A 15712-nucleotide genomic window follows, 5' to 3' on the forward strand; every position below is an offset into this window, starting at 1 on the left:
TTACACGAGCACTGCGGTGCGAACGATCACACGCACTTTCGATCACTCGAAAGGGTGATCCTTCCGAGCTGGGAATCTCAGCACCGCGTCATAAGTGCTATTCAGAGGTCATCGCTCGCGAGAACATGACGCGAATTCCGAGTACCTACACGTCACCGCCCTTGATGTGGCGGGCCGGGTTGAGGCCCTTCTCCATCAGGTCGACCGCCCACAGCATCGGTCGGACGCCTTCCACCTTCGCCAGGCCCGGCGAGGGCCCGAGGCGGAATCCGCCCGGCTGCGGCCGACCGGGTTCGGCGTAGGGCAGGAAGTCCACGGGGCTGGTGCTCGGCGCGGGGTAGACGACGCAGTCGGACAGCACGGCCAGCGGGTACAGGCCCGTCGTGTCCGCGGTCTTCAGCAGCTTGCGGTGCATGTTGACCCGAGCCCTGCTGATCACGGCGGCCCGGATGTCCGGGCGCCAGGTCGGCCGCTGGAGCGCCGGCCACGGGTCGCCGTCGCGGTACCGCTTGCCCTGCGGGCCCTCCCGGAGCTTGCCGATACCGCCCTTGACGGTGCTCTTGATCGCGGTGAGGACCGCGGCCAGGGCCGGGTCGACCTCGCGGTGCCGTTCCATCGCCGCGAGGAACGCGGTGTCGGTGAGGTCCTTCGTGACGCCGAGATCCGCGAGCGTATCGACGTACGCGCTCTTGAGGCGGTCGTGCCACGGGTCCAGATACGCCCCGCACTCCCGGCGCAGGAACGCCTCGACGGGGCGGACGTCGCAGCCGAGCTCCCGCGCGTAGGCGACGGTGTGCGTCTCGTACCAGGCCGGGCCGGTCGGGCGTTCGCCGGTAGGCGTGAACGGCGAGGGCAGGCGCGCATCCAGCTCGACGCCGGAGAGGTCCACCAGCCAGCAGCCGGGGGTCTTGGGGTCGAACGCCGGGGCGTGGACGTGTTCGGGCGCGGAGAGACCCACGGGGAGCCTGGCCGCGGCGGCGAGGAACGCGGTGTTCAGGTCGAGCCCGACCGCGTGGGGCAGCAGGCACTCCTCGTCGGTCAGCAGGGGCACCTCGCGCACCCACTGGTACGCCTCCTCGTCGAGGAAGCCGCCCCGCCAGCCCTGGGCCACGGGGTGCTCGGGCCGGGCCTCCGGCGGCGCCGGGTCCATGGCCTCGGCGCCCAGCGAGCCGGGGTTGTGTCCGGAGACCCAGTTCCCGGACGGGTCCCTGACGGGTCGGGTCGGCGGGCGCAGCGCCGTCATCAGCTCCAGCCCGGAGACGGCCGTCGAGCCGCGCGGGGTGATGACCCGCCGGGCGTAGACGCCGAGGACACGGGCGATGTCGGCCGGTTCCATCCGGGCGACGCCCGGCCAGGAGCGCTCGTCGAGGGCGTCCCACGAGAGGAGGGCGAGCTGCACGCACTGGCGCTGGTTCCCGGCGGCCTGGCGGTAGATGCGGGCCCACGGGCCGAACCCGCGCTGCGTCAGCCGCCACTTGGCCTTCACCACCTGCTCGACCACCGGGTGGTCCTCCGGCAGGCGCAGGGAGCGGCGCTGCTCGTGCCCCTCCAGCCGCTCCGGCAGTCCCAGCTTCACGGCGGCCGCCGCGGTCAGGACGACCAGCGGGTCCGCGTCCTTGCCGTAGCGGTGCAGTCGCGCGGCCCCGAGGCCGGATTCCCCGAGCGTCCACTCCACCAGCTCCGGGACCGTGCGCGCCGGGCAGTCGAGCACGATGCCGTCGACGCCGTACGCGCAGCCGTCGCCGTCCAGCACCGCGAGCGGTCCGTGCGGGAACCGCAGGTCGTCGGCCGGTGCGCGACCGGGCCTCTTCGCCACCGGAGGGTGCGAGGGCGGTTGTACCGCGGGCGGGCCGGCCGGGGCGGTGGGGGCGGCCGGTGGTGCGACGGTCTCCGCCCGGAGGGCGGACGTGGGCGCCTGCGCCCGAGCGGCGGGGGCCGCCCGCCGGGCGGGGTAGCGGTGGGCGAGGCCGTCGAGGAGCCGGCGGTAGGCCTCCAGGCGTTCCCCCTTGGGCTCGGCGCGGCCGGCCTCCCAGGCGGTGAGGCTCGGCACGCGTACGCCCAGGGCCTGGGCGACGGCGGCCGGGGTCAGCCCGGCGGCCTCCCGCAGCCGTACCCGTTCGGCCGGTACGGGCAGCACCGTGCCCTCGTCGACGGCGGCGAGCAGGGAGTCGATGGCCGTGAACAGCTCATCGGGGCGATCCGTCATGTGCGTCATCCCTCTTTCGGCTACCGGACGCCTCGACGGATCTCTTCGAGCCGGGTCACGAGCCGCTGATAGCGCTGCGAGGCGGCCTGGGAGGAGTTCAGGCCCTGGTGGGCGGCGATCTGCCGCCAGTCCATCTGGTGGCGCCTCGCCTCGAAGACCACTTCGGTCTCCATCCGGTCCAGTTGCTCGCGCATACCGTCGAAGAGGCTGAGGGCCGCCGCGACCTGGTCCCCGGTCACGGCCGCGCCCTGTCCGCCCTCGTCCCGCTGGGCGGTCGCCGCCGCCAGCAGGCGCGCCACGAGCAGGACGTCGTGCTGGAGGCCGGGCGCCGCTTCCGCGTCCCGTCCGGGTTCCAGCAGTCCGGACAGCCGGTCGCGGGCCTGCCGGCGCGGATCAGGTGTCATGGGGGCACTCTACCGCGTGCGGCAACCGAACAATGTCTTGTTGTTCCGTTGCGTCGGGGCGTGGTGTGCGGCCTGCGGGTGCGGGCCGCACGCCACGCCGCCCCGGCTCCGGGACGGCTGCTCCGTGCGGGCCGAGGCGACGAGGGCCACGGCGCGGTCGGCGTCGTGGGCGAGTCCGCGCAGGGCCTGCCGCGCGGCGGGGCCCGGCAGCTCGACCAGCGCCTGGGCCAGGCGCAGCCGTACCGCCGAGTCCTCGGCGTGCGCGGCGAGTTCTCCGACCAGGGCGGCCGCGATCCGGTCCGCGCGTCCGGGGTCCTGGGCGAGGGTCGCGAGGGCTTCCGCCGCCCCGACGTCGTCGGCGCCCTCGACCACCATGCCGACGAGCGCCGGCGCGGCCTCGGGCACGCCCCGGCTCCCCAGCGCCAGGGCGGCGTGCCGGCGCACGGTCGCGTCCGGGTCCCCGAGGGCGTCCGCGAGCGCCTGGGCGGCGCCGGGGGCGTCGGGCATCTCCGCGAGCGCCAGGACCGCGCGCCGCCGGGTGCCGGCGTCCCGCGCCCGCGCTCCGGCGGCCAGCACCGCAGCGCCCTCGCCGCCTGCCCTGGCGAGCGCCCAGCGCAGGGCGCCCGCGACATGGGGGTCGGTCTCGGCGAGCGCCGCCCCGGCCAGCAGCTCCGCCGGGACCGGTACGCCCTCGGGCCGGGCCAGGACGGCCTGCTGTCTGCGGGCGGCGCTGGTGGAGTTGAGCCCGTGCAGGAGTTCGACGACGCGCAGGACGCCCTGCCAGCTCGTCGGCGCGGAGGCGTCGATGGCGCGGAGCCGTTCGAGCAGTTCCCGTTCGCGCTCCAGGCGGTCGTGCGTCCAGCGGATGAGGTCGCCGACCAGGGCGGCGGGGGTGAAGGCCGGGTCCTCCAGCGCGCGTCCGACCTGCTTGAGCGAGAGCCCGAGGGACCGCAGGCTCTCCACGTGGAAGATCCTGCGGACGTCCTCGGCGGTGTACTCGCGGTATCCGCCGCCGGTGCGGCCGGTCGGCCGCACCAGTCCGAGGGCGTCGTAGTGCCGGAGCATCCGGCTGCTCACTCCCGCGCGGCGGGCCACCTCGCCGATCAGCAAGGCGGGCCCTCCCCGCGGCCGGCGGTCCGGGAGGGGGCCGCGGGTCGTTCCGGGCCGTCGTCGGCGAGGCGCTCCGCCTCGCCGACGGCGGCGTCGAAACCGGTCTCCGGGTTCCGCAGGAGCAGTGCGGTGGCACGGGCGTGCGTGGCCGCCGCCGGGTCGCCGTGCGTCGCGGCCCGCGCCAGGGCGGGCCCACTCGCCTCGCCGAGGGCGACGAGGGCGCGGCTCAGGCTCAGCCGCACCTGGCGGTCGCCGCGGCCGAGTTGGCGGGCCAGTTCGCCGGCCAGGTCCTCCTTCCCGTCCTCGGGCACGAGGGCGACGGCCGCGCGCCACGCGGTCCGCGCCACCTCGTCGTCGCCGTCGCGCAGCACGGCTCGGGTGATCCAGGGCCACGCGCTCGTGTCACCGATCTTGGAGAGCGTGTGCAGCGCCTGGCTGCGGGCCTGGTCGCGCCCGGAGTCCAGTTCCCGGCGCAGCCGGGCCAGGGTGGTCTTCGGCGGGAGGCGGGTGAGCGCCCAGGAGAGGGTGTCGCGTACGAAGAAGTCCGGTTCGACGGCACATCGTTCGACCAGCGCCTCCAGGAGGCCGGGGTCGGGGTCCGACCCGGCCGCCAGGGCCGCCCGCAACCGGACCGAGGGGTCCCCGGCGCCCAGGGCGGCGATCGGACGGGGGTTGCGCGGGGTTGCATCTGCCGTGTCGGTCACGACCACCTCCTGCACCCCAGTGGACACCTTGCCACTGTGTCAGGGTCAAGTCCGTGCCGCTGGGCGTCCGGCCTCCCGTGCGACCGTGCGACGCGCCGCAGGGGGCGGTCAGTCGACGACGGTGGCGGCCGGGGGCGTCCAGCGGCGGGTGCGTGGCGCGGCTGTGGCGACGCCGTACTCCTTCTTCAGTTCCTCGGGGATGGCGTAGTGCATGACGCGTCCGCGGGTGAGGGAGGACAGTTCCAGGACGGTGGTGAGGTGTCCGACCCGGTCCAGGGCCCAGGCCCCGAGCGGCGAGCGGTCCTCGATGGTCTCCAGGACGCCGAGGAGGTGCGGGACGGCCTTGGCGACGGTGTCCCAGGACGTACGGGGCACCTCCAGCCAGTCCGCGCAGGTGTCGCCGACGAGGTGGCGGACGAGGGCGGAGACGATCGGGGCGAAGAAGGTGCCGGGCACGACCTCCTCGTAGAGGTCGATGAGCTGCCGGGTCAGGAGGGCGCCCTCCGGGGACGGCCCCATGTACCGGAGCATGTACAGGTCGAGGAACCGGCGGGCTTCGGCGAGGGAGGCGGGGGCGGCGTCCTGGTCGACGCCGAGCATGGCGCCGACCACCCGCCACGCGTAGAAGTAGGCGTCGGCCCCCTCTTCGGTCAGGTGGACGCCGAGGCGGTGGAGGCTGTCCAGGACGAGCAGGGAGAAGAACATCTGCCCCCCGATCATGTCCTCCTGGCAGATCGGCACGCCGTCGGCCGGGACGTCCCAGCGGCCCTCGCGCCTGAGGTGGTGGCGGATGGAGGCGTGCAGGAGGCGGACCTTCTGCGCGGCGGGGATGAAGCGGCTGCCCGCCTCGAACGCGTCGGGCCGCATGAGGTAGACGGTGAACTGGCCGGTCTCCGCCATCCGTTTGGAGGGGTAGTCCAGGCTGTGGGTCGCCGACAGCAGCTTCGCGACGTGCGGCACGAGGTAGCAGGCGGGCATGGAGGCGAACGACAGCGCGGTGGAGATGTGCACGTTGTTGTCGATGAAGAACAGCCGGGCCCGCTCCATCTCGTCCCAGTCCACCCAGGACGGCGGGGCGGCGGTGGCGTTGAGGTACTCCCGCGCCACGTCGGGCAGTCCCTCGGGGAGGGGCGCGCCGGCGGTGGAGACGTACCGCATCAGGGTGTTGAAGGTCCCCGTCTCCCCTCGCTCGAAGAGGGTGGCGACCGTGGCGTCGGCGAGTTCGTCGCCGCTCCGCCGCAGGGCGTCCATCGACGCCTCGGTGTAGCTCACAGGGTGCTCCTTGTCTGCGGGGTCCGCGCTGGACCGGTGGGGCCGTGGCTGCGCCGTGGCGGTGTTCCGGTCAGGAACGGCGGACTGCCGCCGCGTGCGCCAGGGCGGTGAGGGCGGCGTGGGCCGGGGCGGGGGCGTGCAGGTCGTCCAGGGCGTGCAGGGCGTCGCCGACCCGTGCGGTGATCATGGCCTCGACGCGCTCGGGCGCCTTCAGCCGGCGCATCATGGCGCGTACGGCTTCCAGGCGTTCCTGGTCCGGGCCGTCCCGGCCGAGCAGGGCACGCAGCCGCCGGCGGTCGTCGTCCCCGGCGAGCCGCCAGGTCTCCGCGAGCAGGGCGGTGGGCCGGTGTCCGCGTACGTCGTCGGCCCCGGCCTTGCCGGTCAGCTCCGGGTCCCCGAACAGGCCGAGCAGGTCGTCCCGCAGTTGGAACGCCTCCCCCAGCGGCACCCCGTACGCGGAGCAGCCCGCGCGCAGCCGTTCCCCGGCCCCGGCCAGGACGGCGCCGATCGACAGCGGTTGCTCGACGGTGTACTTGGCGGTCTTGTAGCGGACGACCTTCAGCGCTGCCGCCGTGTCCGGGGCGGCGCCGGTGTGCAGGATCTCCAGGCACTCCCCGGCGACCAGGTCGCGGGCCAGCGACGCCCAGAGCGGGCGGGCGCGGCCCAGGTAGGCGGCGGGCAGGCCGCTGGTGACGAACATCTGGCCCGCCAGCGACATCAGAAGGTCCCCGGCCAGCATCGCCAGGGACCGGGCCGCCTCGGCGGGCTGCGGGTGGCGCGCCACGGCGTCGCGCAGGGATATCTGGGCGGTGGGCCGGCCGTGCCGCAGTGGGCTGTCGTCGATCAGGTCGTCGTGCACGACGGCGGCCGCGTGCACCAGCTCCATGGCGGCGGCCGCCCGTACCGCGGCGTCGCTGTCCGGTTGCCCGGCCGCCCGCCAGCCCCAGTAGCAGAACGCCGCCCGCAGGCGTTTGCCAGCGGCGACCGCGGCCTCCACCTCGTCGGCCACCGGCCCCAGCAGGGGGTCGATGGCGGCCAGCCGGCACGCCTCCTCCGCGACGAAGGGCCGCAGGACCTCGTCGACGCGCGCTTTGAGACCGCCGCTCCCGCCCCGCTCAGCCGTCATCGACGGCCGCCCTCCGGGCCTGGACCCGCCGGGCCAGGACCTCCAGATGGGCCGGCGGGGCGGACGCGTACCGGTCGAGCGCGAGGCGGCCGCGCGCCGCCAGGTCCCGCTCGGCGTCCGCCACCAGCTCGGCGGCGTCCGCACGCCGCAGCAGGCCGCCCACGGCGCCGAGGGCGGTCCCCAGCGTGCTGACGGCCAGCTCCACCAGCCCCGCGGCCAACAGGAGCGCCTGTCCGTCCGGGCCTTTGCGTTCTCGGGTCTCCCGTGCCATGCCCTCACCCCTCCGCAGCGACTCGACGAGCGGCGCCGTCATCGGGCCGCCCGGCCGCTGGGCCCAGACTCTCGGGGGGTGACGCGGAACAGAGGGGCGAACTCACGAACGAGTGATCCTTCGTCGGTGTGTTCGAGCCCGCACTGCCGGTGTGTGCCCTGCGGTGCGTCCGCTTGAACAGGGTGGGCCGGACGGCTTCGTAGTCGGGAGTACCACGCTCCGGCACGGTGGGCTGTCGGACGGTCGTCCCGTCCGCCGCACCGGGGTCTGGTTCGGGTTCGGTCAGATCGGGAAGCGCCATGTGTCGTCCGGGGACAGCAGGTGACCGCCCTCGGGCGACAAGGAGTGCTGGGAGACCCCGAGGGCAACGAGTTCTGCGTCATCCCCGAGGGCCCCTTCACACTCGACGAGGGGGGCCGCACGGACTACCTCGGCTGACCCGCTCTCCCGGCCACCACTGGCCGCGCACGAGGGCGTAAGGGCTGTCCCGCAACGCCGAGGACCGCTCACCGGCGTCCGGTTCAGAACGCGTGATCAGGTCGCCGTCGAGGCCACAGGTCGGGTCGGAGCCGGACGAGGTGGTCCGGCAGTGGCGCCCCTTCGGCCCCTGAGCCGCGTTACTGGACAGCCCTACCCCCCGGCGAGTGCTGCGACGGGCGCTAAGCGCTCAGCATGGGGTGCGCCGTCAGCGATGCGTCCGGTATCGCGAACGCCTGGGTGAGCAGCGAGGCGTGCGGCTCCAGGGCCTCGATCACGTCGTCGACGGCCTCGGGTATCCACTGGATCTGGTCGGCTGTCAACCGGCCCTCGGCCATGAGGTCTCCGCTGTACGACGCGATCCACCGGAGGGCGAAGAGGCGGTGGAGGTGGTGCAGGACGTCGCGGGCGGCCGAGGAGGCGGATCGGTCCGCCGCGGTCAGCATGGCCTCGCCGGCGAGGCGATGGACATGTGCGTCGACAAGTTGCAGGGCCGGCGTGACAGTCCGGTTCCAGCGGGCCATGGGGCTGGCGGCCGGGCTCCGCAGGCGCTTGCGGGCTCGGGTGTGCCAGACCCTTTCGAGGTCGGCCATGAGTTCCTGCAGGAAGTGCGGGTCGGTCAGGGACCGGTCCTGCGGGTCCGTCTCGCTCGCGGGCTTGGGCACGAAACCGCCCAGCATCATCTCGCCGGCCGCCTTCGCCCAGATGACCTTGTTGTCGCCCTCGGCGGTGATCGTCCCTTCGTTCGCCGCCAACTGGGCGGCGATTCCGTTGGACAGGAAGAGCCCCCGTGCTCCGCACCGCTCGCGGCATTCCGTCATCACGGCGCGGGCCTGCCAGGTGATCCACCCCTTCGCGACTGCCACGAGGCGCTCGGACGCTTCTCCGTCCTCCTCGGTCGCGCGGGCCCACTGCTGGACGACGGACCGGTGCAGCAGCGTGGCCGCGTAGGTGGTGGCGATGGAATGGAGCAGGGGGGCGTGGTGACTCCGGTGGGCGAAGACCGGCACGTCCTGCCCTCTCGTCATACCCGAGATCGTCCGCCTGTGCGCGTGGTTCACCGCGACCGCGAGAGCGTGCCGGGTGACGCCCAGGCTGTACGCGGTCATGCACAGCTTGCCCGTGGTGACGCGCCCGATGGATCGCAGGAATCTTCGGCGGGGACTGCCCAGGGAACTGGTGAACACGCCCTCCCGCGTCAGCCGCCCGTGCTCGCCCTGCAGGAGTGCGTCGAAGGGCAGACGCAGGTTCCTGAAGGTCGTGGAGCAGTGGTCGACGGGACTGCTCGCGGTGTGGGGCAGCGGGGTCACCTCGACGCCGGGCAGGTGCCGGCCCTGGTCGTCGCTGAGCGGGGTGAGGAACAGGAAGACACCGTTGTCCTGCCCGTCGACGATGAGTCGCGCGGCGACGAGGGCTGCCTTCGGTCCGCCGGCCGTGCTGGTGTTGGGCATGAACTTGGCGGCGCCCGGTGTCGGGGAGTCCAGTACGAACTCCCCCGTGCCGCGGTCGAAGGTCGCTGTCGTCTCCAAACGCGCCGCGTCGTTCCCGTGCGCGACCTCGGTGCACAGGAACGTGCCGACGCGTCGGCCCCCGAGATAGGCCGAGAGGTCCCGTGAGGCGCCGTCGTGTTCGAAGAGGCTGCCGAGGAAGAGGTTGTAGTGAATGCTCGCCACCGTGGCCATGCCGGGGTCGGCGGCTCCGGCCCACTCGTGGAGAGCGCTCAGGGCGACGACGTCCGTGGCGAGCGCCTCCGGGTTGTCGACGTGCTGGTTCACCAGGCGGAGCCGCTCGTAGGACAGCGCGACGCGGTCTTCGTGGGCAAGCCCCTCCTTGTAGGCGAAGGGCGGTGTGCTGAACAGTCGCCGCCACGGTGCGTGGATCGGTTCGAGCTCGCCCGAGAACAGGGCGTGGGTGAGGTCCGCGCACAGACGCTGCGGCGGCATTTGAAGGGTAATCACATCACGCAAACTAGTCGTGTTGATCATGGCGCGCAGCATGATCAATATGATTGGCCAGGCCGGAACCGTCCCGGCCTTCCGTCGAGGACACTCCCGAGGCCGTAGCCACCGGTCGGCGGTGAGCGGGGCGCACCGCCGACCTTCACGCCTGGGGCAACAGCGGTCAGCGCCTGAAGGACCGGCGCGCTCCGGCCCGCCACCCCGGTTCGCCGCGCGCACATGCGTCACCCCGTCCGGGCCCTCGCCGGACCGCTGGCCCCCGCTGACGGCACGGGGCCGCGTGGAGGACAGTGCGCCGGGCGGTTCGCGTACTGCGGAACGAGCAGCCGCCCGAACCGCGTGGGGCCGGGGGCCGTTCGGCGCCGAGTGACGGGGGCGCTCAGTCGCCGTATCCCTCGGTGCCCTCGGGGAACAGGTGCGGGTAGTCCTTCGCCAACTCCCGCGCCAGCGCTTCCTTGGTGGGGTCGGTGACATCCCACGCGTGTGCGGACGGGTGGTCCGCGAACAGCCCGCACGCCTCCTCCTGGTCTGTGAGCGCGGTGCACCAGTCCAGGCCCGCGAGCCGCACCCCCCGGTCGTCCCATCGGGCCCAGACGGCGCCGCCGGGCCGCCCGTCCTCCTCCCACAGCATGGACGCGTGGTCACCGGCGTGGTTCTCGCCGAGTTCGCACAGCAGGTGCCCGGACTCCCATCGGCACAGGGGGGCGAACAGCGCGACGACGCGGGCCGGGGCCGTCGTCAGCAGGACGGAAGTGCACTGGTGCATGGGGTGGGTGGTCTCTCTGTTCGTCACGGTTCGTTCTCGGAGTCGTTCTCGGAGTCGTTCTCGGACCTGGGCCGTTGCGCGTCATGCCGTGCCTGCTCGGCGAGCAGGTCGCCGAGCGGGTCCGCGACATGGAAGCTGTGGGTGCCGGGCCGGTGTCCGTCGAAGAGTGCGCAGCGTCGTACGGAGCCCTCGTCGAGATGGCGCAGCACGCCGGGGCACGCGGGCAGGACGGCGAGCCGGTGGACGCGGTGTGCGCCGTCTCCCGCCCACAGGAACCACAGGTCTCGGGGGCCGGGTGACTCGGCGGCCCACAGGTGCGCGGCGTGCTCGGCGTGCTCGCCGTGCTCGGCCAGTTCGCACAACAGGAAGCAGTCCGTGAGGGCGTCCGACGGATGCTCGGGCCCGCCCTCCATGGCGGTGAGGGCCAAGAGTGTCTCGGGGATCGGTATTTCGGTTACGGCGGTGCATTGCAGCACGTCGGCGGAGTCTCTTCTGTGTGGTGTCGTGGCAGCGATACCCCGTCCGTGCGCCACGGGGCAGCGCGCGGACGGGACTGGCGGAACCCCTCACGGTGCGCACCGTCCGCAAAGGGTGGTGCGGGCCGCGACGGGCGTGTGGTGCTGGTGGCGACCGGTCCCCCCGGTCACGGTGCACGGCGTGGCCCGCCCTGGTCACAGAGGCGGGATGAGCCGACCCGACGCGCGGTGGGCCTTCCTGCTGCGGCTCGAGCGACCAGGGCCGGGGCATGAGGCCGCTGAGCAGCGGAGGGCGGCGCGGCACGCGGCACGGGCGAGTGCACGGCCACGGGCCGGACGGACAGGGCGTAGCTGCACCCGATGTCAGGGAAGACCACCGACAGAGGTACGCCTTCTTTGAGTTGGTCGCGCGCGGCCCGGTCCTCGTCGACGCCCTCGGCCCAACGCCGCAGTGCGGCGGGGCAGTCGAGTACGGGCGCGGGGTCAGCGCGCATCCACGGCCTGGCCCACGCGGAGCGTTCCGGGTCCGGGTCGAGTCGGTCCGCGAGGCGCTCGGCCTCGGCCCGCAACCAGCGCAGCGCGAGTTTCGGCGAGATCGTGTGGAAGGTGGAGAGGACGTAGGCGACCGTTTCGCGCGTCCCGAACACCTCGCCTTCCGCGAGCACTTCGCACCAGTAGCGCCGAGCCGACTCGGCCTTGTGCGCGGGCAGCCGGTCCGGTAATTGCGGGGTCACAGAATGGCCCCCCGGCTCCGGGCGTTCGCACGGGCGGTCTCGGCGCGCAACCGCTCTATGGGGTCGGCGGGGCGTACGTACGCCGGGTCCGCCTCCCACGCGGTCCCGCCCGTCACCGGGCGCAACGACCAGCACGGGCCGGCGACCCCGCGGAACTCCCCGACGCGGCCGCGCCCGACGTCCACCACCATCGTGCCCACGGAGGGCAGTACCTGCTTCTCGCCCACTCGCCCATCCCCTTCCGCTGCGATCTCGCCTGTCGCTCTAGGCAACCGCATGATCACGCCCGGCGGTACTGTTGAAAGAGCGCGCAAGGATTAAGAGCGTTAAGCGATCAGCTCAGTGCAGAGGAGTTGGACGGCGTGGGTGCCAACACAGCGTTGGACAATCTGTTCCGCGAAACCGGGTGGACGCTCCGGCAGTGCGCCCAGGCGGTCAACCGGGTGGGTACCGAACGAGGCACCCCGACCCGGTACCGTGCGCCTTCCGTGCATCAGTGGCTGAGCGGAAGCACACCGCGCCGTGATGCGCAACCCCTCATCCTGGAAGCGTTCGCCCGCAGGCTCGGGCGCCCCGTCACGCACACGGAAGGTGGCTTTCCGCCCCCTTCGGACGAAAGGGACGCGACGTCACCCGGCACTGTCGACGGGATCATTGATCTCGGAAGGCTGGACATGGACCCTTCCCGCCGCAGTGTGCTCAGCATCGCTCTCTTCTCCGTCGCACTCACCGTTCCTGGCTGGCCGGACGTGGTGGGGCGTATGGAGGCCGCACAGAAGGGGACCAGGTCCCGCATCGGCATCTCCGACGTGCACACGGTCTCCGCCATGACGGAACAGCTCTCCTCCATGGACGACCAGTTCGGAGGCCGGACCGTTCGTCCTCTCGCTGCGACCTTCCTGGTGAACACGGTTGCGCCGCTTCTGCGGACGAACGGGCCCGAGGACGCGCGGAAGGCGATGATGTCCGCCGCGTCCGATCTTTGTTACCTCACGGGGTACATGGCCGTTGACGAGGGTTTGCACGGACTCGCCCAGCGCTACTACCTCAAAGCCCTGGAGCTCGCTGGGGCGTCAGAGGATCACTTGACGTTCTGCACGACGCTCCGAGGCATGAGCGTCCAAGCCGTTGACCTGGGCCAAGGACCGGTGGCGATGCGGCTCGCGGACGCCGCGGCGGCATCCTCACCACAGGCCGGTCCACGGATGCGCGCCTTCCTGACCGGTCAGCAGGCCCACGCGGCGGCGCAGATCGGCGACCGGCGGTCGGCGCTCAGGCACCTGCGGGAGGCTGAGATCGCCATGGACAAGGCAGAGTCACGCGGCAGGGTGTTCGGTTCGTACGACCCCGCGTCCCTCAACTACCACACCAGTCAGGTGCGGTACGAACTGGGAGACGCGCACGGCGCCGTCGCCGCCCTGCAGGAGTCCGACCGGCTCCGGTACAGCGTCTATCGACGCACACGCGTCAAAGAAAGGGCGATCCTCGCCGAACGGCAGCTCGCCGTGGGTCACCTCGACGCCGCTTGCCAGACATGGGGGCTCGCGCTGGACGACTACCCGTTGGTCAACTCGGGAAGGATCGACAAGCGGATGACGGACATGTTCCATCTCCTCCGCCCTCACGTCCGCAACCATGCCGCCCACACCCTGTACGAACGTGCGCGCGAGACCGTTCGACCCGAGCTGATCCCGGTATGACGCAAGCGCCGGCAAGCCCCGAGGGCGACGGGTCCCGCGTCGTCCCCGAGCGCCCCTTCGCTCGCGACGACGAGGGGCGCCCCGGCCGCTGCGCCGTCGCGCACCCCGGCCGCGTACGGCGACCCGGAGTGCGGCGGGACGGTGGCCGGCACGTACGGTACGGCAGGTGAAGCAGCCGCCCGAGGCCGTGACCGGCCACCCTGCGGACGAGCCCGTCCGAGCCGCTACCGTCCGCGTGTTCCTGGCGCTCGCCCCGCCCGACGACGCGAAGGACGAGTTGGCGCGGGCGTTGGGCCCGGCGTACGACGCGTACCCCCGCCTGCGGTGGAACCGGGTCGAGGACTGGCACATCACCCTGGCGTTCCTCGGCGAGCTGCCGACCGCCGCCGTCCCGCCCCTGATGGGCCCGCTCACCGGGCTCGCGGCGCGGCACCGCCCCGTACGGCTGGCGCTGCGCGGCGGCGGGCACTTCGACGACCGGGTGCTGTGGAGCGGGGTCACCGGGGACCTCGACGGGTTGCACCGGCTCGCCGCGGACGTGGCCGCCGCGGTCAGGGAGTGCGGGGTCCCGCTGCCCGACCGGCCGTTGCGGCCGCATCTCACGCTGGCGCGCTCGCGTCGGGGCGACCACCGTTCCGTCGGGGAGGCCGCCGCCGGGCTCGCGGCGTTCTCCGGCCGCGACTGGGAGGCCCACCGGCTCCATCTGGTCGGGAGCAACATCGGGCGCGGGCCGGGGACGATCCGCTACCGCGACATCGACGCCTGGGAGTTGCGCGGCGGCGTGTGAGAGGCCAGGCCCTCTCGCGCGTACGGTCGGCCGCCGCCAGGGGGAGCGGCCTGTCCCGCGTACGGTCGGCCGCCCGTCAGGCGGGCCAGGCGGAGCGGCCCGAGAGCAGGGAGCGGGCCGCTTCCTGTGTGGCGTCCAGGTCGAAGCGCTCGGTCCGCCAGGTGGTCGTGCGCATGGCGCCCCGGTCCCGGTAGGAGCGCACGACGCGCCCGTGGTCCCGGCGTGCCACGAAGGCGTGCAGGTCACGCTCCGCGCGCCATACGGAGACCGAGCCGGACCGCGGGCGCAGGAGATCGGGGTCGGCCCACAGCCAGAGGCCGACCGCGCCCTCGATGTCCTGCCAGGACTGCCGCAGCACGATTCCGGCGACGGTGACGCCCGGCGCGGTCCACGGGCGGTGGGGGGTGAACTCGGTGACGCTCACGACGGCTCCGCCCGCCACGCGGTCGCCCGCCCCCGACTCCCCCGCCGGGCCGGCCTTCCACGGCGTGAACCAGATGGTCGACGACATGGCGTTCTCCTCGGGGGCCGCAGCGGACACGCTGCCTATAAAAGCACGGTCGTTCGTGCTAATATATCACGGTCCCGATGCCGACCGAGGAGTACTGGGCATGGTTCCCACCGAGGCTCTCGCCAGCGCCGCGCTCAACGCCGCCTCCCGCCTCTCGGGCCGGCTCGCGGGCGCGGGCGCGTTCACCCTGTTCCACATGCCGCTCGCCCGGAGCGGAATGCGGCCCGCCGAACGCGAGCTGTTCAGCACCGCGGCCGTCCAGCGGCTCAGGGTCGACGGCAAGGACGTGGTGGTCCACCAGTGGGGCGACGGCGCGAGACCGGTGCTCCTGGTGCACGGCTGGCAGTCGCGCGGGTCGCGGTTCGCCGACTTCGTCCCCCCGCTCCTGGAGCGCGGCCACAGCGTCGTCACCTTCGACGCACCCGGCCACGGCGACTCCACCGGCCGCAGCACCACCATCCTGGAGTACCGCCGCATCATCACCGAACTGCACGATCAGCATGGGGAGTTCGAGGCAGTGGTCGCCCACTCCCTCGGGGCCCTGGGGACGATCTTCTCCCTGGCGCACGGGGTGAAGGCCAAGCGGCTCGCCACCATCAGCGGGGTCTGCGACTTCGACTACCTGATCGAGGAGTTCTGCTCCGCCGTCAAGCTGCGCCCGCAGCTCAAGGCCCGGCTGCGCGAGCGCGTCGGGGAGAACCTCTTCCCCGACCTGCCCGCCGACCAGCGGCCGTTCTCCGCGGTGGACGCCGTCCAGGCCCTCGACATCCCGCTCCTGGTCGTCCACGACGAGGACGACCCGCGGATCGGGGTGGACCAGGGGCGCCGGCTCGCCGGAGCGTTCGGCGACCGGGCGCGGCTCGTCCTCACGAGCACCCTCGGGCACCGCCGCATCCTCGGGGACCCCGACGTCGTGCGGACGGTCGTGGACTTCGTCGGGCAGGCCCCGGACCGGACCGCCGAGACGCCCTCCGGGACCGCCGCGGCCCAGTGAGACGCCCCTCGACGCGGGGGCGGGCCGCCGGTGGCCCGCCCCCGCCCCGGGGGGGGGGGGGGGGGGGGGGGGGGGGGGGAGGGCGGGGGGGGGGGGGGGGGGGGGGGGGGGGGGGGGGGGGGAGGGGATGGGGGGGGGTGGGGGGGGGGCGCCAGCCGTCCTCCCGCTCGGACATCACCTCGGCGTAGAACGCGCCGCGCGCCGGATTCGGCCGTT

General features: G+C 73.3%; 16 protein-coding genes. 3 read left to right on the forward strand and 13 right to left on the reverse strand.

What is annotated here, in order from left to right; genetic code table 11:
* Positions 1-145: 145 nt before the first annotated feature.
* From tap to ACZ6EJ_RS23945, 12 genes are all read right to left on the reverse strand, one after another.
* Positions 146-2206: a telomere-associated protein Tap gene (tap, locus tag ACZ6EJ_RS23890; protein WP_469269838.1), complete on the reverse strand. Its 2061-nt coding sequence runs from the start codon at positions 2204-2206 to the stop codon at positions 146-148.
* A gap of 20 nt (positions 2207-2226) precedes the next feature.
* The gene (locus ACZ6EJ_RS23895) at positions 2227-2610 is read right to left on the reverse strand and encodes a hypothetical protein (RefSeq protein ID WP_469269839.1); all 384 of its coding nucleotides are present in this window, start codon (positions 2608-2610) and stop codon (positions 2227-2229) included.
* Positions 2611-2619: 9 nt separating this feature from the next.
* Positions 2620-3720, reverse strand: a complete 1101-nt coding sequence (locus ACZ6EJ_RS23900) for a MerR family transcriptional regulator (protein WP_469269840.1) — start codon at positions 3718-3720, stop codon at positions 2620-2622.
* Positions 3714-4424 (reverse strand): HEAT repeat domain-containing protein, encoded by a 711-nt coding sequence (locus ACZ6EJ_RS23905; protein WP_469269842.1) that lies wholly within the window; start codon positions 4422-4424, stop codon positions 3714-3716. Before ACZ6EJ_RS23905 ends, ACZ6EJ_RS23900 begins: the two co-directional genes overlap by 7 nt.
* Positions 4425-4532: 108 nt before the next feature.
* The gene (locus tag ACZ6EJ_RS23910) at positions 4533-5696 is read right to left on the reverse strand and encodes an oxygenase MpaB family protein (protein WP_469269844.1); all 1164 of its coding nucleotides are present in this window, start codon (positions 5694-5696) and stop codon (positions 4533-4535) included.
* 70 nt (positions 5697-5766) lie between these two features.
* Positions 5767-6822: a polyprenyl synthetase family protein gene (locus tag ACZ6EJ_RS23915; RefSeq protein WP_469269846.1), complete on the reverse strand. Its 1056-nt coding sequence runs from the start codon at positions 6820-6822 to the stop codon at positions 5767-5769.
* Positions 6812-7093, reverse strand: coding sequence for a polyprenyl synthetase (locus tag ACZ6EJ_RS23920; RefSeq protein WP_469269848.1), 282 nt, complete (start codon positions 7091-7093; stop codon positions 6812-6814). Before ACZ6EJ_RS23920 ends, ACZ6EJ_RS23915 begins: the two co-directional genes overlap by 11 nt.
* A 659-nt stretch (positions 7094-7752) precedes the next feature.
* Positions 7753-9513, reverse strand: a complete 1761-nt coding sequence (locus ACZ6EJ_RS23925; RefSeq protein WP_469269860.1) for an acyl-CoA dehydrogenase family protein — start codon at positions 9511-9513, stop codon at positions 7753-7755.
* A 394-nt stretch (positions 9514-9907) separates the two neighbouring features.
* Positions 9908-10321, reverse strand: coding sequence for a hypothetical protein (locus tag ACZ6EJ_RS23930; protein WP_469269849.1), 414 nt, complete (start codon positions 10319-10321; stop codon positions 9908-9910).
* A complete protein-coding gene (locus tag ACZ6EJ_RS23935; RefSeq protein WP_469269851.1) occupies positions 10318-10722 on the reverse strand; it encodes a hypothetical protein in 405 nt (134 codons plus the stop codon). The genes ACZ6EJ_RS23930 and ACZ6EJ_RS23935 overlap by 4 nt, the downstream gene beginning before the upstream one ends.
* A gap of 215 nt (positions 10723-10937) precedes the next feature.
* Positions 10938-11504: a hypothetical protein gene (locus ACZ6EJ_RS23940; protein WP_469269852.1), complete on the reverse strand. Its 567-nt coding sequence runs from the start codon at positions 11502-11504 to the stop codon at positions 10938-10940.
* Positions 11501-11695 (reverse strand): hypothetical protein, encoded by a 195-nt coding sequence (locus tag ACZ6EJ_RS23945; protein WP_469269862.1) that lies wholly within the window; start codon positions 11693-11695, stop codon positions 11501-11503. The genes ACZ6EJ_RS23940 and ACZ6EJ_RS23945 overlap by 4 nt, the downstream gene beginning before the upstream one ends.
* A gap of 162 nt (positions 11696-11857) precedes the next feature.
* On the opposite strand from ACZ6EJ_RS23945, the gene ACZ6EJ_RS23950 reads away from it, so the two are divergent.
* Together ACZ6EJ_RS23950 and thpR are read left to right on the forward strand one after the other, a co-directional pair.
* Positions 11858-13204 carry a tetratricopeptide repeat protein gene (locus ACZ6EJ_RS23950; protein ID WP_469269854.1) on the forward strand — a complete coding sequence of 449 codons (1347 nt, stop codon included), beginning with the start codon at positions 11858-11860 and terminating at the stop codon, positions 13202-13204.
* A gap of 166 nt (positions 13205-13370) precedes the next feature.
* Positions 13371-13991, forward strand: a complete 621-nt coding sequence (gene thpR / locus ACZ6EJ_RS23955; protein WP_469269856.1) for an RNA 2',3'-cyclic phosphodiesterase — start codon at positions 13371-13373, stop codon at positions 13989-13991.
* Between the two features lie 76 nt (positions 13992-14067).
* On the opposite strand, the gene ACZ6EJ_RS23960 is transcribed toward thpR, so the two are convergent.
* On the reverse strand, positions 14068-14502 hold the full coding sequence (locus ACZ6EJ_RS23960) for a hypothetical protein (protein ID WP_469269858.1): 435 nt from the start codon (positions 14500-14502) through the stop codon (positions 14068-14070).
* A gap of 100 nt (positions 14503-14602) precedes the next feature.
* On the opposite strand from ACZ6EJ_RS23960, the gene ACZ6EJ_RS23965 reads away from it, so the two are divergent.
* Positions 14603-15496, forward strand: coding sequence for an alpha/beta fold hydrolase (locus tag ACZ6EJ_RS23965; RefSeq protein ID WP_469269859.1), 894 nt, complete (start codon positions 14603-14605; stop codon positions 15494-15496).
* The last annotated feature ends 216 nt before the right edge of the window (positions 15497-15712 follow it).

The organism is Streptomyces sp. NPDC041970 (assembly GCF_055588985.1).

What these genes read in the sequence shown, in the direction of transcription:
- ACZ6EJ_RS23915 (WP_469269846.1), bottom strand. Translation starts at nt 6,822, where the DNA reads ATGACGGCTGAGCGGGGCGGGAGCGGCGGTCTCAAAGCGCGCGTCGAC.
- ACZ6EJ_RS23965 (WP_469269859.1), top strand. Translation starts at nt 14,603, where the DNA reads ATGGTTCCCACCGAGGCTCTCGCCAGCGCCGCGCTCAACGCCGCCTCC.
- ACZ6EJ_RS23925 (WP_469269860.1), bottom strand. Translation starts at nt 9,513, where the DNA reads ATGCCGCCGCAGCGTCTGTGCGCGGACCTCACCCACGCCCTGTTCTCG.
- ACZ6EJ_RS23945 (WP_469269862.1), bottom strand. Translation starts at nt 11,695, where the DNA reads ATGGTGGTGGACGTCGGGCGCGGCCGCGTCGGGGAGTTCCGCGGGGTC.
- ACZ6EJ_RS23920 (WP_469269848.1), bottom strand. Translation starts at nt 7,093, where the DNA reads ATGGCACGGGAGACCCGAGAACGCAAAGGCCCGGACGGACAGGCGCTC.
- tap (WP_469269838.1), bottom strand. Translation starts at nt 2,206, where the DNA reads ATGACGGATCGCCCCGATGAGCTGTTCACGGCCATCGACTCCCTGCTC.
- ACZ6EJ_RS23960 (WP_469269858.1), bottom strand. Translation starts at nt 14,502, where the DNA reads ATGTCGTCGACCATCTGGTTCACGCCGTGGAAGGCCGGCCCGGCGGGG.
- ACZ6EJ_RS23895 (WP_469269839.1), bottom strand. Translation starts at nt 2,610, where the DNA reads ATGACACCTGATCCGCGCCGGCAGGCCCGCGACCGGCTGTCCGGACTG.